The organism is Stenotrophomonas sp. YJH_SMC_32, assembly GCF_059369975.1.
On sequence record NZ_JCAFTE010000003.1, the window covers coordinates 142,605 to 164,711 of the forward strand.

Annotated in this window: 22 protein-coding genes; 15 read left to right on the top strand and 7 right to left on the bottom strand. The window is 67.5% G+C overall.

Annotation, left to right across the window (positions count from 1 at the left end; genetic code table 11):
- Positions 1-60: 60 nt before the first annotated feature.
- The 3 genes from murD to AC5P7S_RS06640 form a co-directional block, all read right to left on the bottom strand.
- Positions 61-1,470, bottom strand: coding sequence for a UDP-N-acetylmuramoyl-L-alanine--D-glutamate ligase (murD, locus tag AC5P7S_RS06630; RefSeq protein WP_095376978.1), 1,410 nt, complete (start codon positions 1,468-1,470; stop codon positions 61-63).
- Positions 1,451-2,803 carry a UDP-N-acetyl-alpha-D-muramoyl-L-alanyl-L-glutamate epimerase gene (gene murL / locus AC5P7S_RS06635; RefSeq protein WP_095376979.1) on the bottom strand — a complete coding sequence of 451 codons (1,353 nt, stop codon included), beginning with the start codon at positions 2,801-2,803 and terminating at the stop codon, positions 1,451-1,453. The genes murD and murL overlap by 20 nt, the downstream gene beginning before the upstream one ends.
- Before the next feature lie 76 nt (positions 2,804-2,879).
- Positions 2,880-5,474, bottom strand: coding sequence for a bifunctional aspartate kinase/diaminopimelate decarboxylase (locus tag AC5P7S_RS06640; RefSeq protein WP_095376980.1), 2,595 nt, complete (start codon positions 5,472-5,474; stop codon positions 2,880-2,882).
- Between the two features lie 76 nt (positions 5,475-5,550).
- Between AC5P7S_RS06640 and AC5P7S_RS06645 the strand changes: the two genes are divergently transcribed.
- Both AC5P7S_RS06645 and AC5P7S_RS06650 read left to right on the top strand, forming a co-directional pair.
- On the top strand, positions 5,551-6,426 hold the full coding sequence (locus AC5P7S_RS06645; RefSeq protein ID WP_095376981.1) for a PhzF family phenazine biosynthesis protein: 876 nt from the start codon (positions 5,551-5,553) through the stop codon (positions 6,424-6,426).
- A gap of 113 nt (positions 6,427-6,539) precedes the next feature.
- Complete coding sequence (locus AC5P7S_RS06650; protein WP_053496865.1) at positions 6,540-7,418, top strand: PhzF family phenazine biosynthesis protein; 879 nt, start codon at positions 6,540-6,542, stop codon at positions 7,416-7,418.
- Between the two features lie 99 nt (positions 7,419-7,517).
- Here AC5P7S_RS06650 and AC5P7S_RS06655 read toward each other — a convergent pair whose 3' ends face one another.
- Positions 7,518-7,949, bottom strand: a complete 432-nt coding sequence (locus tag AC5P7S_RS06655) for an OsmC family protein (protein ID WP_005415607.1) — start codon at positions 7,947-7,949, stop codon at positions 7,518-7,520.
- A 372-nt stretch (positions 7,950-8,321) separates the two neighbouring features.
- Here AC5P7S_RS06655 and AC5P7S_RS06660 point away from each other — a divergent pair, with 372 nt between their 5' ends.
- From AC5P7S_RS06660 to AC5P7S_RS06675, 4 genes are all read left to right on the top strand, one after another.
- Entirely contained in the window at positions 8,322-8,720 is a 399-nt protein-coding gene (locus AC5P7S_RS06660) for an HU family DNA-binding protein (RefSeq protein WP_005415606.1), read from the top strand.
- Between the two features lie 293 nt (positions 8,721-9,013).
- Entirely contained in the window at positions 9,014-9,322 is a 309-nt protein-coding gene (locus AC5P7S_RS06665; protein ID WP_005415605.1) for a DUF3861 family protein, read from the top strand.
- Between the two features lie 56 nt (positions 9,323-9,378).
- Positions 9,379-9,918 carry a hypothetical protein gene (locus AC5P7S_RS06670; RefSeq protein ID WP_065177922.1) on the top strand — a complete coding sequence of 180 codons (540 nt, stop codon included), beginning with the start codon at positions 9,379-9,381 and terminating at the stop codon, positions 9,916-9,918.
- A gap of 81 nt (positions 9,919-9,999) precedes the next feature.
- Positions 10,000-10,596 carry a YceB family lipoprotein gene (locus tag AC5P7S_RS06675; RefSeq protein ID WP_095376982.1) on the top strand — a complete coding sequence of 199 codons (597 nt, stop codon included), beginning with the start codon at positions 10,000-10,002 and terminating at the stop codon, positions 10,594-10,596.
- Positions 10,597-10,634: 38 nt separating this feature from the next.
- Here the strand turns inward: AC5P7S_RS06675 and AC5P7S_RS06680 are convergent, their stop codons facing one another.
- Complete coding sequence (locus tag AC5P7S_RS06680; protein WP_005415602.1) at positions 10,635-11,177, bottom strand: type 1 glutamine amidotransferase domain-containing protein; 543 nt, start codon at positions 11,175-11,177, stop codon at positions 10,635-10,637.
- Positions 11,178-11,299: 122 nt separating this feature from the next.
- Positions 11,300-11,767: an SET domain-containing protein gene (locus AC5P7S_RS06685; RefSeq protein WP_012479369.1), complete on the bottom strand. Its 468-nt coding sequence runs from the start codon at positions 11,765-11,767 to the stop codon at positions 11,300-11,302.
- Positions 11,768-11,978: 211 nt separating this feature from the next.
- Between AC5P7S_RS06685 and AC5P7S_RS06690 the strand changes: the two genes are divergently transcribed.
- The 5 genes from AC5P7S_RS06690 (at position 11,979) to AC5P7S_RS06710 (ending at position 17,279) form a co-directional block, all read left to right on the top strand.
- Positions 11,979-12,434 carry an SUF system Fe-S cluster assembly regulator gene (locus AC5P7S_RS06690; RefSeq protein ID WP_049414161.1) on the top strand — a complete coding sequence of 152 codons (456 nt, stop codon included), beginning with the start codon at positions 11,979-11,981 and terminating at the stop codon, positions 12,432-12,434.
- Between the two features lie 19 nt (positions 12,435-12,453).
- On the top strand, positions 12,454-13,929 hold the full coding sequence (gene sufB, locus AC5P7S_RS06695) for a Fe-S cluster assembly protein SufB (protein ID WP_072168626.1): 1,476 nt from the start codon (positions 12,454-12,456) through the stop codon (positions 13,927-13,929).
- 70 nt (positions 13,930-13,999) lie between these two features.
- Positions 14,000-14,764 carry a Fe-S cluster assembly ATPase SufC gene (gene sufC, locus AC5P7S_RS06700; protein WP_005415598.1) on the top strand — a complete coding sequence of 255 codons (765 nt, stop codon included), beginning with the start codon at positions 14,000-14,002 and terminating at the stop codon, positions 14,762-14,764.
- Positions 14,764-16,026 carry a Fe-S cluster assembly protein SufD gene (gene sufD / locus AC5P7S_RS06705; protein ID WP_095376983.1) on the top strand — a complete coding sequence of 421 codons (1,263 nt, stop codon included), beginning with the start codon at positions 14,764-14,766 and terminating at the stop codon, positions 16,024-16,026. The genes sufC and sufD overlap by 1 nt, the downstream gene beginning before the upstream one ends.
- Entirely contained in the window at positions 16,023-17,279 is a 1,257-nt protein-coding gene (locus AC5P7S_RS06710; RefSeq protein ID WP_095376984.1) for a cysteine desulfurase, read from the top strand. The genes sufD and AC5P7S_RS06710 overlap by 4 nt, the downstream gene beginning before the upstream one ends.
- A 15-nt stretch (positions 17,280-17,294) precedes the next feature.
- Here the strand turns inward: AC5P7S_RS06710 and AC5P7S_RS06715 are convergent, their stop codons facing one another.
- Positions 17,295-17,945 carry a transposase gene (locus AC5P7S_RS06715; protein WP_095376985.1) on the bottom strand — a complete coding sequence of 217 codons (651 nt, stop codon included), beginning with the start codon at positions 17,943-17,945 and terminating at the stop codon, positions 17,295-17,297.
- A gap of 207 nt (positions 17,946-18,152) precedes the next feature.
- On the opposite strand from AC5P7S_RS06715, the gene AC5P7S_RS06720 reads away from it, so the two are divergent.
- The 4 genes from AC5P7S_RS06720 to AC5P7S_RS06735 all read left to right on the top strand — a co-directional run bounded on the left by AC5P7S_RS06720 (position 18,153) and on the right by AC5P7S_RS06735 (position 22,042).
- Positions 18,153-18,692: a GNAT family N-acetyltransferase gene (locus tag AC5P7S_RS06720; RefSeq protein WP_095376986.1), complete on the top strand. Its 540-nt coding sequence runs from the start codon at positions 18,153-18,155 to the stop codon at positions 18,690-18,692.
- Positions 18,689-19,021: a non-heme iron oxygenase ferredoxin subunit gene (locus tag AC5P7S_RS06725; RefSeq protein ID WP_005415593.1), complete on the top strand. Its 333-nt coding sequence runs from the start codon at positions 18,689-18,691 to the stop codon at positions 19,019-19,021. The genes AC5P7S_RS06720 and AC5P7S_RS06725 overlap by 4 nt, the downstream gene beginning before the upstream one ends.
- Positions 19,022-19,195: 174 nt before the next feature.
- Positions 19,196-19,600, top strand: coding sequence for a hypothetical protein (locus tag AC5P7S_RS06730; RefSeq protein WP_095376987.1), 405 nt, complete (start codon positions 19,196-19,198; stop codon positions 19,598-19,600).
- A 150-nt stretch (positions 19,601-19,750) separates the two neighbouring features.
- On the top strand, positions 19,751-22,042 hold the full coding sequence (locus tag AC5P7S_RS06735) for a TonB-dependent receptor (RefSeq protein WP_095376988.1): 2,292 nt from the start codon (positions 19,751-19,753) through the stop codon (positions 22,040-22,042).
- Positions 22,043-22,107: the final 65 nt, after the last annotated feature.

The window sequence follows — 22,107 nt, forward strand, 5'->3', positions numbered from 1 at the left end:
GTAACTCGCCGGGGTCAGAGCCCTTTCCTGAGGAAAGGGATCCGACCCCGATCCCGCCGGTCAGGCGATGCCCAACCCCGGAATCGCGCTGATGCTGTCCGGATCGAACCCAGCCAGTTCGGCGAAATGGCGTCCGCGCGCCACGTAATCGCGGTAGGCCCCGAAGCTCGGCGCACCCGGCGACAGCAGCACCACCCCGCCCTGTGCGCCCAGCGCCGTGCGCGCCAACGCCATCGCCTCGGCGAGATCGCCCGCAGCGTGCAGGCCAAAGCGGCCGGCATCGGCCAGCGGCTGCAGCATCGCGTGGATGCGCGGGCCGTTGCTGCCCATGGTCACGATCTCCACCGGCGGCACGTCGTGCGCCATGTGCTGCACGAAGTCGGTCCAGTCCAGGCCACGGTCGTGCCCGCCCACCAGCAGCGCGATGCGCTGCCCGGCGAAGCACTCCAGCGCGGCCAGGCTGGCGTGCGGCGTGGTGCTGATCGAATCGTTGACGTAGGTCAGGCCATCGGCCACGCCGATGCGCTGCAGGCGGTTCGGCAGCGGGCGGAAATCCTGCACCGCCGGTGCCAGCGCCACCGCGTCCAGGCCCAGTGCCTCCAGCGCGGCCAGCACCGCGCACAGGTTGCCGCGGTTGTGGCGGCCCGGCAGCGGCGTGTTGCGAGTATCGAACACCGCCTGTTCGCCGCGATGCACGATGTCGCTCCGCATATGCCAGCCTTGCGGCTGGTTGAACCAGACCACCTCACTATCGGGCAGCGACAGTGCCGCCAAGTGCGGATCGGCGGCATTGAGCACGGCAATGCGCGGCGCGGCTTCCGTCACCAGCCGCAGCTTGTCCTCGATGTAACGTTGTTCGCTGCCGTGCCAATCCAGGTGTTCCGGGAACAGGTTCAGCACCACTGCCACCTGCGGGTGGGCGCCACTGCGCGCCACTTCACCGGTCTGGTAGCTGGACAGCTCGACGGCCCAGTACTCGGGCGCCGGCTGCGGGTCCAGCACCTCCAGCAGCGGCAGGCCGATGTTGCCGACCAGTCCGGTGCGGTGGCCGGCCGCGCGCAACAGGTGCGCGACCAGCGCGGTGGTGGTGCTCTTGCCCTTGGTGCCGGTCACGCACACGGTGTCGTGCACGATGCCATCGTCGGCCGCGTGTTCGGCGAACCACAGCGCGGTGCCGCCGATGAAGGTGGTGCCCTGTGCTGCCGCCGCCAGCGCGATCGGCTGATAGGGACTGATCCCGGGCGATTTGATCACCACGTCGAACGCGGCCAGCGCTTCGGCAGAAGGCTCGCCACGCACGTCCAGCGCGCCCTGTGTTTCCACGCGTGCGGCCCCGACTTCGGCCGCCGGGCAGAACAGGCTCAGCGGCAGCGTGGGCAGGCGCTCACGCAGCACCGCAAACGCGGCGCGGCCCTCGCGGCCCCAGCCCCACAGCGCGACGCGCTTTCCTTCAAGCTTCGAAATCTTCACGCACCCGTTCCCACAGCGCAGCCGGAACGCGGTGCTCGCCCTGCAGTTGCAGCAGCGGTGCCAGTTCCAGTTCGGCGGCATCCAGCTGCGGCTGGATCTCGTTGCAGAAGCGCTTCACCAGCACGTCTTCCTTCCACTCCGGGCGCTGCGCCAGCGTCGCCATCGCCGCACGCGATTCGCGGCCTTCACCCACGCACTCGAACGGCTTGTGGTCCTGGAATTCCAGCAGCGCATCGAAGCCACCGGCCTGCTCGGCATCGTCCAGCAGGTTGCGGCCGAAGATGCGCACCAGGCGCGTCTTGGGCATGAACGGGGCCAGCGCCAGGAACACGAAATGGCACTTCGGGCAGACGCCACACCAGCGGTTCACCGGGCGCTCGCCGAGGATGTGGAAATTGCGGTTGCAGCTGGAGAAGTGCGCGTCGTAGAAATCAGTCTTGGCGAACTGGCGGGCCACCGCCAGCTCGGACATCGGTCGCAGCAGCGAGTAGTACTGCAGATCCGCCGCCACGTACTTCCGCACATGGCTGCCGAACGCCTGCTCGCAGGCCCAGCCCTTGGACCACTGGTGGTTCACTTCGCCGGTGCCCGGAATCTGGCTGCCGTAGCTGGCCGAACGCTCGTTGGAGAACACGACCTGGTCCACGCCGTGCAGCAGGGCGGCCAGCACCATGATTGCCGAGTTCACCACCGTCACCGGGATATGGCCGTTCCAGGCACCCTGGCGGTTCAACTCGAACAGTTCCGGTGCCAGCGTGCGGCCCAGGTTCAATGTCGGCAGGCCGGTGCGCTCGGCGCACGCACGGATCAGCTGCGAGCCACCGATCCAGGTCACGGTCTCGTCGACGCCGGCACGGCGCAGCGCTTCGATGCTGACCAGCGAATCCTTGCCGCCGCCGATGGCCACCAGTGCGTGCGGCTGCAGGCCCAGCGCCGGCGCCTGCACGGCCTCGCCCTGCACCGGCAACCGGAAGCGGCCGCGCAGGTCCAGGCCGTTACGGTAGGCGAATTCGCCCAGGCCATTGAGGTAAATGGTCTCCACCAGTGCGGCGGTATCGGCATCGATGCTGTAACTGTCGATGCTGACCGTATCCGGTACGCCGGCCTTGTAGTAGCTGACGCCGGCAATCAGGTGCAGCAGCTGCAGCGCACGCTGCACGGCAGCGGCGCGCGCCTCGTCCAGCACGAACGGGGCACCCGGCACAGTGATGGTCTCCACCATCTCCGGGCCGTCGTCGAAGGCATAGACCAGCCGGGCCACGCCGGTATCCGCTGCGAAGTCGCAGTGGACGAAGCGGAAGCGGGAAACCTGGTGTTTGTCGAAAGCAGTCATGGTGTATCCGGTCAGGCACGGGCCCGCGCGAGGGCGCGGGGCGTGTCGGTGGGCGGGTGCAGGGCGCGCGCGGTGGTCATTCGATCACGTCTTCGCGCGGCAGCTTCCGCTGGTTGTAGGTGTTGGCCATCACATAGCCGTAGGCACCGGCATCGGCGATCAGCATCACGTCGTCCGGCGCAGTGGACACCGGCAGCTTGCGGCGCTTGCCGAACACATCGCTGGATTCACAGATCGGCCCGACCACATCGAACGCCGCTTCGGCATAACCGCCCTGGCGGCTGAGATTCTCGATGTCATGCCAGGCGTCGTACAGCGCCGGGCGCATCAGTGCGTTCATGCCGGCGTCCAGGCCGACACGGCGCACGCCGTCCTTCTCCACCACCTGGGTGGCATGGGTCAGCAGCACGCCCGATTCGGCCACCAGGTAGCGACCCGGCTCGATCGCCAGGCGGAATGCCGGGTGCAGCGCCTTGACCTCGGCCAGGCCCTCGGCCCAGGCGTCCAGGTCGAAGGGTTCGTCTTCGTCGCTGTACGGAATCGGCAGGCCGCCACCGATGTCGATGGTCTGTACGCTGCCGATGCGGCGGGCGAAACCGGCCAGCTCATCGCACATCAGCCGCCAGTGCTGCGCGGTTTCCACGCCGCTGCCCAGGTGCGCATGCAGGCCCACCACGCGGCTGCCCAGGTCGGTGGCCGCGCGCACGAACTCGTCGACGCGGGCGATCGGCAGGCCGAACTTGGACTCCTTGCCACCGGTACGGACCTTGGCGTGGTGGCCCTCGCCCCGGCCCAGATCGACGCGCAGCCACAGCTCGCGGTTGCGGAACAGGTCCGGCCAGCGCTGCAGCGCTTCCACGTTGTCGACGGTCACGGTCACGCCCAGCGCAAACGCCGCCTCGTACTCGCTGCGCGGGCAGAAGCTGGGGGTGAACAGCACGCGCTTGGGCGACAGTTCCGGCAGGTGCTGGAACACATGCTTCAGCTCGCCATGCGACACGCACTCCAGGCCGAAGCCTTCGGCTTCCAGCAGCTGCAGGATGGCCGGGTGGCTGTTGGCCTTGATCGCGTAGTAACGCTGGTCGATCGGCTTGATTGCGGCCAGTGCACGGGCGCGGGCGCGCACCGTCGGCAGGTGGTAGACGTAGCGCGGCGTACCGGCATCGGCCAGCTGCAGCAGGTGCGCACGCTGGCCGCGCCACCACGGCGTGCCGCGCGGGCGCACGGTGCCGGCAATCTCGCGCCAGCGCGGGCCGAACACTTCGGTCTCCTCCACCGGCATCGCGCCGCTGTCGATCAGCTCTGCGTGCAGGATCGGCAGCAGGCCATCGGCATCGGCCTCGTCGATGACGAAGGTCAGGTTCAGGTCGTTGGACGACTGCGAGATCATGTGTACGCGCTCGCGGCCGAAGGTCGCCCACACGTCCGACAGCTTGTGCAGCAGCGACCGCATGCCGCGGCCCACCAGGGTGATCGCCGCGCACGGCACGATCACCTTCACCTTGCAGATCTGCGACAGGTCGGCCGACAGCGCGGCCAGCACATCGGTGTTGACCAGGTTCTCGGACGGGTCCAGCGACACGGTGACGTTGGTCTCGGCCGAACCGATCAGGTCCACCGACAGGCCGTGCTTCTTGAACAGGTTGAACACATCGGCCAGGAAGCCGACCTGCTGCCACATGCCGATGCCTTCCATCGACACCAGCACGATGCCATTGCGGCGGCTGATCGCCTTCACCCCCGGCACCGGTGCGGCGCTGCCATCGATGCTGGTGCCCGGCAGTTCCGGGCGCTCGGTATCGAGGATGGCCATCGGCACGCCGGCATCGCGGCACGGCTTGATCGAGCGCGGGTGCAGCACCTTGGCGCCGGTGGTGGCGATTTCCTGCGCCTCGTAATAGTCCAGGCGGGTCAGCAGGCGCGCGTCCGGCACGTCCTTCGGATTGGCGCTGAACATGCCCGGCACATCGGTCCAGATCTCCACCCGGCTGGCGCCGAGCAGCGCACCGAAGTACGCCGCCGAGGTATCCGAGCCACCACGGCCAAGGATGGCGGTACCGCCATCGGCATGCCGCGAAATGAAGCCCTGGGTGATCAGCAGGCGGGTCGGCTGCGCGCGGAAGCGCTGCATCCACTCCGCGTCGGCGCGCCACTGGCAGTTCACCGACAGGCGCTGCGACCAGTCGCTCTGGTTCGGCTGCGGCGGCATCGCGTCCAGCCACTGGCGGGCGTCCATCCAGCCCATGTCCAGGCCCGAGGCGCGCAGATAGGCCGCGCCCAGGGTGGAGGACAGCAGCTCGCCCTGGCCCAGCACTTCGGCCTGCCAATCCAGCGGACGGGTGGCCGCCCGCGCATCGTCGAGCAGGCCCTGCAGCGCCGCCAGCCGTTCAGCCAGCACCTCGCGGCCCAGGCCGAGTTCGGCCAGGAAGCCCTCATGGCGCTCGACAAGCGCTGCCACGCGATCACCGCTGTCCGGCGCGCCATCAGCGATCGCGGTCAGTTCGTTGGTGACCCCGGACAGCGCCGATACCACCACCAGCACGCGCGATCCGGTCTCTTCCGCGCGTTTTTTCGCCAGCTTCCCGATCGTGTCCCAGCGGTGACGACGCGACACCGAGGTGCCGCCGAACTTCAGTACGATCCAACGATCGACAAGGGGGGAAGCTGACATGGATTGGCTATGTAGAATGTGGGGAAGCCGCCCTCGGGGGGCGGAACCTTTGATTCTAAGCGCAATGTCCCCGTAGATGGCCGTCCTCCGTTACCTGCAGCTCGATGTCTTCGCCCCCCGCCCCGGAACCGGCAATCCACTGGGCGTCATCCTGGACGCCGACGCGCTCTCCAGCAGCCAGATGCAGGCCCTGGCTGCCTGGCTGAATCTGTCCGAGACGGTGTTCTTCCTGCGCCCCACCGCGCCCGGCGCCGATTACCACATCCGCATCTTCACCACGACCCGTGAGCTGGCCTTCGCCGGCCACCCCAGCGTCGGCGCCGCCTGGGCGGCGGTGACCTGCGGCCTGGCCCAACCGCGCGACGGCGCCCTGCTGCAGCAATGCGCGGCAGGGGTGCTGCCAGTACGGGTGAGCGGCCCGGCCGAGGCACTGGAGATCCAGCTGGCCAGCCCGCCGGCACGGCAACTGGACACGGAGGCAGGCGGAGCGCCCGCCGCGCTGTTGGCGCTCGCTGCCGACGGGCAGGTGCCCGAACTCTGGGACAACGGCGCACGCTGGTGGCTGCTGCCACTGCGCGATGCCAACGCCGTGCGCAGCCTGCTGCCGGACATGGCCGCGCTGGCCGACTGGAGCCTCGCCACCGACGCTACAGGCCTGGCCGTCTTCGCCGATGAAGCCGGCACCGGCCACACCCGCGTGGTGCGTGCCTTCTGCCCCGCTGATGCGCCCGCCGTGCCCGAGGATCCCGTGACCGGCAGTGCCAATGCACTGATCGGCGCCTGGCTGCGGCAGCGCAATGCCCTGCCCGGCCGCGAGGGCCGCTACGTGGCCAGCCAGGGCCGCGAAGTCGGTCGCGATGGTCGCGTGCAGGTACAGGTCGATGCGCAGGGCACGGTGTGGATCGGCGGCCAGGTGCAGCCGGTCATCGACGGCCAGATCCGTTGGCTGTAGAGCCGAGCCCACGCTCGGCTGCTTCTTCTCACACCCCGACACAGCCGAGCATGGGCTCGGCTCTACAACCGCGCGTTAAGCTGCGCGCCACCCGATCCTGGAGTTTCGCCCCGATGACCACCCGCCGTTTCCTGCAGCTGGATGTGTTCTCCCCGCGCGCCGGCGCTGGCAACCCGCTGGCCGTGGTACTCGATGCCGAAGGCCTGGACGACGCCAGCATGCAGGCCATCGCACGCTGGACGCGCCTGCCCGAGACCACCTTCGTGTTCCCGCCCCAGGCCGCCGGTGCCAGCTACCGGCTGCGCATGTTCAGCCCGCAGAAGGAAGTGCCGTTCGCCGGCCACCCCAGCGTCGGCACGGCGCATGCGGTGCTGCAGGCAGGCCTGGCCACACCGATCGATGGCGTGCTGGTGCAGGACGGCATTGCCGGCGCCCTGCCGCTGCGCGTCAGCGGTGAGGGCGCGCAGCAGCGCATCGCCATCCGCACCCCGCGCGCGCAGTTGGCGGAGACCGCTGAAGCCACCGATCCGCGCCTGCGGGCAGCACTGAAGGACTGGCCACTGGGCTCGCTGCCGCCGGCGCGCATGCAGGGCGGACGCAGCTGGTGGGTGGTGCAGGTGGCCGATGAAGCAGCACTACGCGCGCTGCGCCCTGACTGGGACGCGGTGGCTGCGCTGGCCGAGTCCACCGACAGCATGGGCGTGTTCGCCTATGCCTTCAGCGATGGCAGTGAGGGATTCGATCTGGCCGTGCGCGCTTTCGTCGGCAATGGTCGGCGCTTCGAGGACGCCGCCTCGGGGGCCGCCAATGCAGTGCTGGCCGCGTGGCTGGACCTGCGCGACGCGCTGCCACGTGGCCGTGCGCCGTTCGAAGTCAGCCAGGGCCGCGAAGTCGGCCACGATGCGCGCCTGACCCTGCGGGTCGACGAGGACGGCGAGGTCTGGTCGGGCGGCCAGGTGCAGACGGTGATCACCGGCACCCTTGATTGGTAAAGGGATACTGTAGAGCCGAGCCCACGCTCGGCCGCTCCTCGGCCAGATCACGGGACCTGCAGAAGCCGAGCATGGGCTCGGCTCTACAGATGCGCCGGCTCAGCCCAGTTCGGCTTCCAGGCTGATCGGCACCGCGCTCAGCGCCTTGGATACCGGGCAGTTCTGCTTGGCGTCATCGGCAATGGCACGGAACTGCGTCGCATCGATGCCGGGCACCACCGCCCTGACCTTCAGGCGGATCTGCGACAGCTGCGGACCACCTTCCAGCGACAGGTCGACCTTGGCTTCGGTGTCCAGCGAGGTCGGGGTGAAGCCTGCTTCGCCGAGCTTGGCCGACAGCGCCATGGTGAAACAACCCGCGTGCGCGGCGGCGATCAGCTCTTCCGGATTGGTGCCCTTTTCGTCGCCGAAGCGGCTGTTGAAACCGTAGCGGGTCTTCTCCAGCAGCCCACTCTGCGGCGTGCTCAACTGGCCCTTGCCCGTCTTCAGATCGCCTTCCCAGTGCGCGGTGGCGTGTCGCGAGATTCCCATTGTGCTGCTCCTGCGTGGCGGTGATGAACGGCTACCCTCGCACGCCACGCGTTAGCCCTGCGTCGCTCCGCCGCACGCCGGACGTCGTCCCCGAGCCCGGCGCGTGGACACTTCCTCGCCAGCCCGGAACGCATTTTCCTCTTGTTTTCAGTGGTTTCGCGCACCCCACCGATCGGCGGGCGCCGGCGATCGAACACGCTGGCGTGCCCCCATCCCCCACCGCCGACCATGTACTGAATCGGCCTGGATATGAAAAAACATGCACTTTCCGCGCTTCGGGCTATTGGCGGCGCCCAAGAGTTGCCCTACATTGCGCTTGCCGACGGGGTTCGGCGCCGACCAAACAACCAACCGTTCACGGAACAGGAAACCATGGCAAAGACCGCTAAGAAGGCTGCCCCGAAGAAGGCAGCGAAGAAAGTCGCGACGAAGGCAGCCGCCAAGCCGGCCGCTCCGAAGCCGATCAAGGAAGTGCTGACCAAGTCCGGCCTGGTTGCACACATCGCTGAAGCCTCCGGCGTCATCGCCAAGGACGTCCGCGCTGTGCTGGCCTCGCTGGAAAGCGCCGTCGCCTCCTCGGTGCACAAGAAGGGCGCTGGCTCCTTCACCCTGCCGGGCCTGCTGAAGATCACCACCGTCAATGTGCCGGCCAAGCCGAAGCGCAAGGGCATCAACCCGTTCACCAAGGAAGAGCAGTGGTTCGCCGCCAAGCCGGCCACCACCAAGCTGAAGGTGCGTCCGCTGAAGAAGCTGAAGGACGCCGCGCTGTAAGCGCGCGCCCCAACGTGGATTCCGACGGGACGGCTCTGGTCGTCCCGTTTTTTTTGCGTGCCCGGCGGTAGATCCACGCCATGCGTGGATGCGTCGCGCTGCGGCAATCCGCAACACAGCGTTGCCGCCTCCCCGGCAATGCCCGTACAGGCCCGTCGCCACTGGCCGAGCGCGGCTTGGGCAGGTGCTGGAACGTACCGGGTGGAACACTGCGTGCAGCGCCGGCCGTCGCCTCAGGCCGTGGCCTTGCCTATGGTGGGCACATCCTCCACAGCTACGGCGAGCACACCCTCATGGCCAGCCCCTCCACCCGCTACCGGATCTCGGTGACCCCCATCGAAAAGGACGGGCTGCAGTGCACAGGGCGCTGCACCATCGAACTGGAGCATCGCGCCAGCCGCGACCTGATGCGCCTGCTGGAGGCGGCCCCGCGTACCGCCGGTATCAGCGGCGACGAGCGTGCGACCCTGGTGATCGCCACCCAGCTGCTGCGCGATATCGTGCAGCGCCATGCCGAGACGGGCGGCCACGCACTGGCGGCCATCGCCGGCCAGGTCCTGCCAGCGCTGGACGCTCTGGATCAGCTGCCCTCCTCCCGCTGATCCCGGCGCAATCGCTACACTGCCGCCCTCCAGGTTGCCTCGCGGAGGAGGCAGACATGCGCAGGAACCTGTTGCTGATCGCACCCTTGGTGCTGCTGGGCTGTTCACGCCCGGCAGCACAGACGACCGGCGACATCGCGGCAGCGTCCGCTCCCGTCGCTGCCACCGCAGCCGCGGACACTCGCACCGGCCCCGATCCCGCAGCAGTGCAGGCAAGTGAAATGCCGGTGCTGTCTGCTGTCGCCGACGGTGCCGAGCCGCCATCGACGATGCTCAACCGCTACGTAGCGGCGTTGCTCAACCGCGACCGCGCCGCCAGCGATGCCGCCTGGACGATCCCGCCCAGCGACCCGCGGCATGCGGACGACGCCGCGCTGCGGCAGCTGCAGGACCTGCGCACCCTGCGCCTGCACAGCGATCCCCCGCTCGCCCGCGACGATCGGCAGCCACCGCAGCTGCTTGAAGTGCCGGTGCAGATCCGCGCGGTCACCGCCAACGGTACGTTCCGCTTCGGTGGCTGGTACCGCGTGCAACCCAGCAGCGATGGCAGCGCCTGGCAGATCCAGTCGGCGCAACTGCGTCCGATGCTGGACTGAACCGTTACAGCCGCATGCACGCGCGATTCAGCCTGCACGGCTACTCTTTGATCCATCCATTCCCTGCCATCGGTCACCGCCATGCGCCTGCGTTCCCTGATGACCCGCCTCGCTGCCTCCACCGTACTGATCGCCGCTGCGATCGGCGCGCAGGCGGCTCCCTCCATTTCCGGCCGCGAACTGTCGGTGGGTGCCAGCGACGTGCAGCAGTACCTCGATGGCAGCTTCCCGCGCACCCAGGACGCCCTTGGCGGCCTGATCTCCCTGACCATGAGCCATCCTCACCTGAGCCTTCCGGCCGGCGAGCGCTTGAACCTTGGCATGGACGTGGCACTGGCCACCGCCGGCGGCAACCCGGCCAAACTGGGTACGGTGAAGCTCAGCAGCGGCCTGCGCTACGACGCGCAGACCCAGGGCTTCCACCTGCAGCAGCCCAGCGTGGATGACTTCACCCCGGCCAACCAGGGCGGCCGCCTCGACTCACGCACCCGCGGCCTGCTCAATGCCTGGCTGAGCGACTACGCCCAGCGCGAACCGATCTACAAGCTGGACCCGGCCGTGGCCGGGGTGCTCGGCGCGCTGCAGGTGCAGGCGGCACAGGTCAAGAACGGCAAGCTGGTGGTCACCTTCAACCAGAACCTGGGCAACCTGGTGCCGGCAGGCCTGCTGGGCAAATAAGGTAGTGCCGGCCGGCGGCCGGCACTACCGGCAAGGCATCACGCGGCGAGTGCCTTGACCACCGCCTCGCTGAAAGCAGGAATGTCATCCGGCTTGCGGCTGGTGATCACGTTGCCGTCGACCACGACCTCGGCATCGCGCCAGTTCGCGCCCGCGTTGGCCAGGTCCTGCTGAAGGGAGGGCCAGGAGGTCAGCTCGCGGCCATCTGCCAGCCCGCTGTTGATCAGCAGCCACGGACCATGGCAGATCGCCGCGACGGGCTTGCCGGCTTCATCCACTGAGCGGATGAAGCTGAGCACCGCGTCGTCGGTGCGCAGTGTGTCCGGATTGATGACGCCCCCTGGCAGCACCAGGGCATCAAAGCCCGCCGGATCCGCCTCGTCCAGCGGAATGTCGACCGCGACGGCGTCGCCCCAGTTCTTCTCTTTCCAGCCCTTGATGGTCGCCTCCTTTGCGGGCGACACCACGCTGACCCGCGCACCTTCCGCTTCCAGCAGCCGTTTGGGCTCGGTCAATTCGGACTGTTCAAAGCCGTGGGTCGCGAGGATTGCGATCTGTTTGCCCTTCAATCGCTCTGCCATGGGTGTACTCCAGTTGGGGGAGTGCACAGCGTGGACGAACGGCCCTTGCACGGCGGTGACCCTGCTGTGCACGGCAGGTGGAGAGGACCCGTGCCGGCCAGCGGCCGGCACTACCGGAAGGATCAACGCTTGGGCTGCAGCATGGTGCCGGTGCACTTGGGCGAGCCGCAGCGGCATTCCCAGATCTTCTTCAGCTTGGCGGTGTGGCGCTCGGCCAGCGTGATGCCGTAGTTGTAGGTCAGCTCTTCGCCAGCCTTGATATCGCGCAGCGCCTCGATGAACACCTTGTCGCCACGGCTGTCGCCGTCCTCATCCTCCTCGATCACCGCCTCGCAGTTCGGGTCGCAGCTGTGGTTGATCCAGCGCGCATCGTTGCCCTTGTAGTTGGCATCGATCACCCAGTCGTCATTGAGGGTGAACAGGAAGGTATGGCCGCTTTCGACGTCGCCGCTGTCATCGGCATCAACGTCGCCATGGCTGCGCAGCAGGCCCTTGTACTGGATCACGCGCTCGCCCTGCTTGATCGGGGCGACGGCGAACACGCCGTTGCCATGGATGGCGGACTTGCGGGCTTGGATCTTCTTCGGCATCGGCACGGGCTGTTTGCAGCGGATGGAACAGGGATTCTCGCCCATTCCGGGTGATTGCGAAAATCACCCGGTTGGCGCAGCATGGCGCCCCCGGCAGCGCCCGCTGGCAAAGCCTCCCGGCCCGGCCCCAGCGCCGGCTGAATGCCCGGGTTGGATGGTGGCGAATAAAAGCGTACAATTTCAGTCCGCTTTAAGAACCACTCGCATCCCCATGTTGCGCGTCACCAAGCTCACCGATTACGCCACCGTCGTGCTGACCGTGCTCGCCGCCCGTCCGGGCGAGGTGCTCAGTGCCACCGAACTGGCCGAATTCACCGGCCTGGAGCCGCCCACCGTCAGCAAGGTACTCAAGCCGCTGGCCCAGGCCGGTCTGGTCGAAGGCCTGCGCGGCGTCCGTGGCGGCTACCGGCTGACCCGCCCGGCCATCGAGATCTCGCTGTTCGAAGTGGTCGAAGCGATGGAAGGGCCGCTTGCCCTGACCGAATGCAGCCACGACCACCACCAGTGCGGCATGGCACCCAAGTGCGGCGCGCGCAGCAGCTGGCGGTTGATCAACGACGTGGTCTCCGAGGCCCTGCGCGACGTCAGTCTTGCGCAGATCCTGCCCCCCCTTCCCCTTGCCGATGACGAACAGCGCCGCACCATCGCTGTCGACGTCGTCTCCTGATCCACAGGCAGCCCCCCCCATGGCCACCGAAACCATCGAAAACGTCGCCCACGACGACACCCCCAACCGCGAGATCCACGAGCAGCTCGGCCGCAAGTATTCGGCCGGCTTCATCACCGAGATCGAGTCGGACTCCCTGCCGCCGGGCCTGGACGAGGACACCATCCGTGCCCTGTCGGCCAAGAAGGACGAGCCGGAGTGGATGACGCAGTGGCGCCTGGACGCCTACCGCCACTTCCTGACCATGCCGATGCCGGACTGGGCCAAGCTGGAGATCGCCCCGATCGACCTGCAGGCGCTCAGCTACTACTCCGCGCCGAAGGGCCCGAAGTACGCCTCGCTGGATGACGTGCCCAAGGAGCTTCTGGACACCTACGATAAGCTGGGCGTGCCACTGCACGAGCGCGCCAAGCTGGCCGGCGTGGCGGTGGATGCGGTGTTCGACTCGGTGTCGGTCGGTACCACCTTCCGCAAGGAACTGGCCGAGAAGGGCATCATCTTCTGCTCGATGTCCGAGGCTATCAAGGAACACCCGGAGCTGGTGCGCCAGTACCTGGGCACCGTGGTGCCGGTGGGTGACAACTACTTCGCCGCGCTCAACTCGGCGGTGTTCTCCGATGGCAGCTTCGTGTTCATTCCCAAGGGCGTGCGCTGCCCGATGGAACTGAGCACCTACTTCCGCATCAACGCCGGTCACACCGGCCAGTTCGAGCGCACCCTGATCGTGTGCGAGGACAAGGCCTACGTGTCCTACCTGGAAGGCTGCACCGCGCCGATGCGCGACGAGAACCAGCTGCACGCCGCAGTGGTCGAGCTGGTCGCGCTGGAAGATGCGGAGATCAAGTACTCCACCGTGCAGAACTGGTACCCGGGCGACGAGAACGGCGTCGGCGGCATCTACAACTTCGTCACCAAGCGTGCCGAATGCCGTGGCGCGCGCAGCAAGGTCACCTGGACCCAGGTCGAGACCGGCTCGGCGATCACCTGGAAGTACCCCTCGTGCGTGCTGCTGGGCGACGATTCGGTCGGTGAGTTCCACTCGGTCGCGCTGACCCATCACCGGCAGCAGGCCGACACCGGCACCAAGATGATCCACGTCGGCAAGCGCACCAAGAGCAAGATCGTCAGCAAGGGCATCAGCGCCGGCCGCGGCCAGAACACCTACCGCGGCCTGGTCAAGGTCGACCGCAATGCTGATGGCGCGCGCAACTACACTCAGTGCGATTCGCTGCTGATCGGCAAGCAGTGCGGTGCCCACACCTTCCCCTACATCGAGGTGAAGAACCCGGGCGCCACCGTCGAGCACGAGGCCACCACCTCCAAGATTTCCGACGACCAGCTGTTCTACTGCCGCGCCCGTGGCATCAGCCAGGAAGACGCGGTGTCGATGATCGTCGACGGCTTCTGCAAGCAGGTGTTCCGCGAACTGCCGATGGAGTTCGCAGTGGAAGCCAAGAAGCTGCTGGAAGTCTCGCTGGAAGGTTCGGTGGGCTGACCGCCCCTGCCCTTCGCAAACGCATTCTCTTTACCGGCGGGCCCTGGCCCGCCCCACGGAAACCCCCACCATGCTGAAGATCGAAAACCTCCACGCCCGCATCGGCGACAAGGAAATCCTCAAGGGCCTGTCGCTGGATGTGAAGCCCGGCCAGGTGCACGCCATCATGGGCCCGAACGGCGCCGGCAAGTCCACCCTGGGCAATGTCCTGGCCGGCCGCGACGGCTACGAAGTGACCGAAGGCAGCGTGCAGTTCGACGGTGTCGACCTGCTGGAGCAGGACCCGGAAGCGCGTGCCGCTGCCGGCCTGTTCCTGGCGTTCCAGTACCCGGTGGAGATCCCGGGCGTGAACAACACCTACTTCCTGCGCGCGGCACTGAACGCCCAGCGCAAGGCACGCGGCGAGGACGAACTCGACTCCATGCAGTTCCTCAAGCTGGTGCGCCAGAAGCTGGCCGTGCTGCACCTGAAGGACGAGCTGCTGCATCGTGGCGTCAACGAAGGCTTCTCCGGCGGCGAAAAGAAGCGCAACGAGATCTTCCAGCTGGCCGTGCTGGAACCGAAGCTGGCCATCCTCGACGAGACCGACTCGGGCCTGGACATCGACGCGCTGAAGAGCGTGGCCGACGGCGTCAATGCGCTGCGCGCCGCCGACCGTTCGTTCCTGGTCATCACCCATTACCAGCGCCTGCTGGACTACATCAAGCCGGACGTGGTGCACGTGCTGGCCGATGGCCGCATCGTCAAGAGCGGCGGCCCCGAGCTGGCGCTGGAACTGGAAGCGCACGGCTATGATTTCCTGAAGGACCGGGTCGTGCCCGAGGCGGCGGTCTGATGAGCGCCCTGCTCGACTCGATGGCCCAGGCCTTCTGCGGCAGCGATGCGCGCCGCGAAGTGCTGGATGCGGCCCTGCGCGATGGCCTGCCGGCCGCCCGCAATGAAGCCTGGAAGTACACCTCGCTGCGCCAGCTGGAACGCCGTGCGTTTGCTGCGGCACCGCTGCAGGGCCCGGCGCTGGACGCCGCGCTGCTGGACGACATCCCGGCACCGCGCCTGGTGTTCGTCAACGGCCGCCTCGATGCCACGCTGAGCGACGTGCAGGCCCTGCCGGCCGGCGTGCAGCTGCAGCCGCTGTCGGCCGCACTGGCCTGCGGCGAAGACGCCGTGCGTTTCCTTGGCCGCCGCTACGAGCGCAGCGAGGAGATCTTCGCCCGCCTCAATGCCGCGCTGGCCGATGAAGGCGTGGTGCTGCGCGTGAATGAAGGCGTGCAGGTCGAAGCGCCGCTGCAGCTGGTGTTCGCCAGTGTGGCCGGCGAGACCGACCTGGCCTGGCATCACCGCCACCTGATCGAACTGCGTGCCGGCGCCAGCCTCGGCGTGGTCGAGCACCGCTTCAGCGTGGGTGACTCCGCCCACCTGGACAACACCGTGCTGCATGCCCACGTCGCGCGCGACGCCGTGCTCAAGCACGCCCGCGTGCAGGCCGGCAGCGCGCGCCAGACCAGCTTCCTGCGCACCGACGCGGTGTTGGCCCGCGACGCGCAGTACCACCGCGTCGACCTGGAACTGGGCGCCGCGCTCAGCCGCCATGAACTGAACGTGCGACTGGAAGGCGACAACGCCCAGCTGACCGCCAACGGCGTGCTGCTCGGCAATGGCCGCCGCCACGTCGAAACCCGCCTGGGCATCGACCACATCGCGCGCGATACCGCCTGCGAACTGCTGTGGCGCGGCGTTGCCGCCAACCGCAGCCGCGTGGTGTTCCATGGCGGCATCCAGATCCGCGAAGGCGCCGACGGCACCGACGCGAACCTGTCCAACAAGAACCTGCTGCTGTCGGCGGACGCCGAGATCGACACCCAGCCGACGCTGGTGATCGACGCCGATGAAGTGAAGGCCGCGCACGGCGCGACCGTTGGCCAGCTCGATGCCAATGCGCTGTTCTACCTGCGCTCGCGCGGCCTGCCGCAGGCCCAGGCGCAGGCGCTGCTGAGCGCTGCGTTCTGCCATGAGCCGCTGAAGATCCTGCCGGAAGCCCTGCGCGAGCAGCTGGCACGCCGTTTGGACAAGGCCCTGGCCGAGGCAGGTGTGGCATGAACCTGTCCACGCCGCGCCCGATCGAAGAACGCACCGGCGCCCCCGACTGGGACCGCGTCCGCCTCGACTTCCCGCTGCTGATGCGCGAAGTGCACGGCAAGCCGCTGGTCTATTTCGACAACGCCAACACCGGCCAGAAGCCGGTGCAGGTGATCGGCGCGGTGGACGAGTTCTACCGCCGTTACAACGCCAACGTCAGCCGCGCGGTGCATTCACTGGGCAGCGAAGCCACCGATGCCTACGAAGGTGCGCGCAACACGCTGGCGCGCTTCCTCAACGTGCGCCCCAGCGAGCTGGTGCTGTGCAGCGGCACCACCTTCGCCATCAACCTGGTGGCGTATTCGTGGGCGTTGCCGCGGCTGAAGGCCGGCGACGTGATCCTGGTGTCGCGCATGGAGCACCATGCCAACATCGTGCCGTGGCAGCTGGTCGCGCAGCGTACCGGTGCCACCATCCGCGTGGCCGAGATCACGCCTGACGGCGCGCTGGACCTGGATGCGCTGCGCGCGGCGATGACCCCGGAGGTCAAGCTGCTGGCGGTCACCCATGTCTCCAACGTGCTGGGCACGGTCAACCCGGTGCGCGAGATCTGCCGCGAAGCGCGCAAGCGCGGCATCATCACCGTGGTCGATGGCTCGCAGGCCGTGCCGCACCGCAAGGTCGACGTCGCCGCGATCGGCTGCGATTTCTACGCCATCACCGGCCACAAGATGTGCGGTCCAACCGGTACCGGCGCGCTGTGGGCCCGTCGCGAGCACCTGGACGCGATGCCACCGTTCCTCGGCGGCGGCGAGATGATCAAGGAAGTCAGCTTCGACGGCACCGTGTTCAACGACGCCCCGCACAAGTTCGAAGCCGGCACCCCGAACATCGCCGGTTTCATCGGCCTGGGCGTGGCCGCCGACTACCTGCAGCAGCTTGGCCAGGACAACGTGGAAGCGCGCGAAGCCGAACTGCTGGCGCACTTCACCGAAGAGCTGCGCCGCGTCGATGGCCTGCGCATCATCGGCCAGGCACCGGAGAAGGCGGCCGTAGTCTCGTTCCTGATCGATGGTGCGCATGCGCACGACCTGGCCACCCTGCTCGACCTGGAGGGCGTGGCCGTGCGCTCGGGCCAGCACTGCGCACACCCGCTGCTGCAGTACTTCGGCGTCGCCGCCACCTGCCGCGCCTCGCTGGCGTTCTACAACACGCACGCCGAGATCGAGCGGTTCATGACCGCGCTGACCAAGGTACGCAAGCTGCTGGGGTAACCCCAGCAGACGGGGTCAGATCCCTTTCGCATCGCGAAAGGGATCTGACCCCGCTAGCGAACCGGCCAACCGTCGCTGCGACCGCAATGCTCGCCGGATCGCCGCCACATCCGCGGCAGGAATTCCCTCCTCGATGAACGCCGCATAGCGCCTGCGCCGTTCATCCAGATCCAGGGCAATCAGTTCGAATGCCGAATGCGGCTTGAGCAGCGCATTCGGCCTGCCGTACGCATTCGCCCGATAGCTCGACCAGCGATAGTCCCCTGGGCGCGCCACCCTTCCCGCACGGACAGGGTTGAGCTCGATGTAGCGCTGGCAGGCCAGCAGATAGCGATCCGTATCGACCAGCGTCGAGTAGAAACGCCCCTCCCACAGGGTTCCCGTGCGGACCTGCCGATCATTCACCCGCCGCACGTAGGTCCGGCTCACGGCCTGCATCATCCGTGACAGCCCGCCGGAGACATCAGGCGTCACCAGCAGATGAACGTGATTGTCCATCAGCACGTACGCGTGGACCCGGCAGTGCTGCTGGTCCGCGTGCTGGCACAGCAGGCGCAGGTAGGCCACACGGTCGCCATCGGTGAAAAACACGGGCTGGCGATTGTTGCCACGTTGAACGACATGTTGCGGGTGACCGGGCGCATCGATGCGTGGTGGCCTTGGCATGGGCTTCTCCTGGGAACAGGGGTCAGAGCCCTTCGCTGCGCAAAGGGATCTGACCCCGAGCATCTGCCGATTCCGGGCCCGCGCCAGTCGGTCCATGGCCTGCCGTTGAGTCAGTAGATACCGGGGTCAGATCCCTTTCGCGTTGCGAAAGGGATCTGACCCCACTCCCCCATTTGCGCCCGCCCACTGCCCACCTAAAATGCCCCCATGAGCACCCTGACCTTCCGCGCCGCCACGCCGGCCGACATCCCCGCCCTGATCGCCCTTGTCACCTCGGCCTACCGTGGCGACGCCAGCCGCGTGGGCTGGACCACCGAAGCCGACCTGCTGGATGGCGCCCGCATCGACGCCGAAGGCATCCAGTCCGACCTGGACCGCCCGCGCTCCACCATCCTGCTGGCCGAGCGCGATGGCCTTCTTGTCGCCTGCGCCCACGTTGCCGACGTTGACGGCAAGGGCTACTTCGGCATGTTCTCGGTCGACCCCGCACAGCAGGGCGGCGGCGTCGGCAAGCAGCTGATGGTCGCCGCCGAAGCCCACGCTGCACGCGAATGGAACGTGCCGGTGATGCAGATGACAGTGATCGACGTACGCGACGAACTGATCGCCTTCTACGAGCGTCGTGGCTACCAGCGGACCGGCATCAAGAAACCCTTCCCGTATGGCGACGAACGCTTCGGCATCCCCAAGCGCGACGACCTGCGCTTCGAGATCCTGGAAAAACCGCTGGCCGGAGCGGCCGCGTGAGCGATACCTGGACCTTCGTGTGCGCCAGCAACGAGCTGCTGCCCGGTGAAATGAAGAGCGTGTTCGACGAGGTGACCGGCACCCCGATCGTGGTGTTCAACCTCGACGGCGAGCTGTACGCGCTGGAAGACCAGTGCACGCACGAGGAATTCGAGCTGTCCTCTGGCGAATTCAACACCGCCGAAGGCAGCGTGGAGTGCGTACTGCACGGTGCGCGCTTCGACGTGCGCGATGGCCGCGCCCTGTGCGCCCCGGCCTATACGCCGGTACCCAAGTTCCCGGTGAAGCGCGAACACGACGCCGTCTGGACGCGCGACGACCGCGATTGAGGCCGCGCCCCGACTTCGGGGTATCCGCCCGTGGGCTGGATCTGCAGGAGGCCCGCAAGGGCCCTCCAGGGCGTTCCCCGGCCGCCCCAGCGTCCCGCAGCCTGCCGTACATGCGAATCATTATCGTTGATGTTATTCTACGTAACATCTTCGTAACGACTCCGCCCTCGCGCCATGGCTTCGCCCACGCTCACTGCCACGTTGTACCAGCTCGCCCGCCAGGGGTGGCCGCTGGCCGTGGCCGTGCTGCTGACGCTGCTGCTGGGCTGGTCGGCGCTGCACGAAGGACGCAGCAACGTCCCGACTACCCAAGGGTGGCAGGCACATGCCGAAGGGTTGCGCCAGGTCATGCCATTGCCGGCGCCGTCGGCAGACGAATGCCCGCACCATGCTGGACCTGCACCGGAGCCGCCGCTTGAGGGTGAGGGCAACACGCCCTGCGCCGGACTGGCACCCCTGCGCGCGCCCCTGGTCGCACATATCCCGCTATGGCGCTCCGACGCCCTGCGCCGGCAACTGCACGATCCCGCACTGCGATTGAACCCCGGCCACGCACCGCCCGCACCGCACGCCAGCTGAGGCGCCCTGCGGCGGTTGCCGTGCGCCTGAAGTCGTTCGCCGCATCGCCGGGCATCGGCTCGGTTCTACAGAAAAAGCTCTCTACGTGTCGTCGCGCTGTCTGCGCTTCGGCCTTCGCCGTTTTCCCGATCCACGCCACTACCCAAAGCCATGACCCACATCACGTCCCGCAAGCACGCCCCGCGCGTTTCCCTGCTCGCCACCGCCACCCTGGCCGCAGGCTTCGCGCCGCTGGCCGCGCAGGCTGCCGACAGCGCTGATGCCGCATCCAGCAAGGCCACCGACCTGGACAAGGTGCAGGTGCGCGGCAGCTGGTTCAATCCGTCCTCGCCGAAGTTCACCGCCGAACTGCTGGACACCCCCAAGTCAGTGTCGATCGTGTCGGAGAAGCTGATCGCCGAAACCGGTGCGACCAACCTGCAGGATGCGCTGCGCATGGTGCCGGGCATCACCTTCGGTGCCGGCGAAGGCGGCAACCCGACCGGCGACCGCCCCTTCATCCGTGGCTTCGATTCGCAGAGCAACGTCTTCGTCGACGGCCTGCGCGACGTCGGCTCGCAGACCCGCGAGATCTTCGACCTGGAGCAGGTGGAAGTGGTCAAGGGCCCGAGCTCGGCCTACGGTGGCCGTGATTCCGGTGGTGGCAGCCTGAACCTGGTGAGCAAAACGCCGAAGCTGAAGAACGAGACCAGCGCCAGCATGGGCATCGGTACCGACAGCTACGCACGCGGCACCGTGGACGCCAACTACGTTCTGGGCGACGGCATCGCCGCGCGCCTGAACCTGATGAAGCACGAATCGGACATCGCTGGCCGCGACGCCGCCAATGTCAGCCGCTGGGGCATCGCACCGTCGATCGCGTTCGGCCTGAACGGCCCGGCGCAGCTGATCGCCAGCCACTACCACATGCAGAGCGATGACCTGCCGGACGCGGGTGGCTTCCCGTATGGCAACCCGAACGGGGCGCCGGCCTCGAAGTGGGTCGACGGCCGCCCGATGGTGCCGGACCGCAACAACTACTACGGCCTGGTCGACCGTGACTTCCAGCGCACCCGCGCCGACATCAGCACGCTGGATGCCAGCTACGATTTCGGCGGCCACAAGCTGCGCAACATCGCGCGCCTGGGCAACACCAGCAACGACTACCTGTGGACCCAGCCGGACGACAGCCAGGGCAACCCGAACAACTACGGTACCCTGTGGCGCCGTACCAACGCCCGCGCCGTCGACGTCAAGAGTTTCGCCGACCAGCTGGGCCTGACCGGTGCCTTCCAGACCGGTGCGCTCAAGCACAGCTACAGCGCAGGCGTGGAGTACAGCGACGAGAAGATGACCCGCGGCAGCTACCTGATGACACCGGGCACCAGCAACCCGCTCACCGGCAACAGCAAGTGCCCGACCACCGGCGCGGCCACTGGCTACAACTGCACCGATTTCGCCAATCCGGATCCGCGCGATCCGTGGGCAGCCACCCATTCGGTGTACCGCAGCGACAAGGCACTGGACGTCGAGCAGCGCACCAGGACCACCTCGGCCTACGTGTTCGACACCATCGAGCTCAATGAGCAGTGGATGATCAACCTCGGCCTGCGCTACGACGACTTCCGCACCACCCTGACCACCCCGGTGGCCGGCAAGGCACCGACCCGCGTGCGCAACAGCAACGACTTCCTGAACTACCAGGCCGGTGTGGTGTTCAAGCCGGCCGCCAACGGCAGCATCTACCTGTCGTGGGGCACCTCCTCGACCCCGCCGGGCATGGACGGTGGTGACGGTTCGGACGGCCTGAGCGCCGCCGTGGCCGACCTCAAGCCGCAGGACACCAGGAACCTCGAACTGGGCACCAAGTGGGACCTGTTCGACCAGCGCCTGAACCTGACCGCAGCGATCTTCCACACCGTGATGAACAACGCACGCGTGACGGTCGACAACGGCACCAGCCAGAACGCCGGCAAGAAGGAGATCAACGGCTTCGAACTGGGCTTCACCGGCCAGCTGACCGACGCCTGGAGCCTGTACGGCGGCTACACCTACCTGGACTCGGAACTGAAGGACAACGGTTTCGTCTGTGGCGCACCGGTGGGCCGCACCTGCCCGTCCAACGTGTACGTGCCGTCGCCATACAACGGCAACGTGTTCCCGAACACTGCCAAGCACAGCGCCAACCTGTGGACCACCTACCGCTTCCCGATCGGCCTGACCCTCGGCGCCGGCGCGTTCTACTCGGACAAGCAGTACGGTGATGTCGCCAACACCAAGTGGATCCCGAGCTACACCCGCTTCGACGCGATGGCCAGCTACGCGATCCAGGACAACATCAGCCTGCAGCTCAACGTGCAGAACCTGACCGACAAGACCTACTTCACCAAGGCCTATGCCTCGCACTACGCGAGCATCGCCCCGGGTCGCTCGGCCACCCTGGCACTGAACGTCAAGTTCTGATGTAACGGCGCTCCACCACGGCGGCAGGGGCTCCTGCCGCCGCTTTTGTTTCCGGCGATACTCAC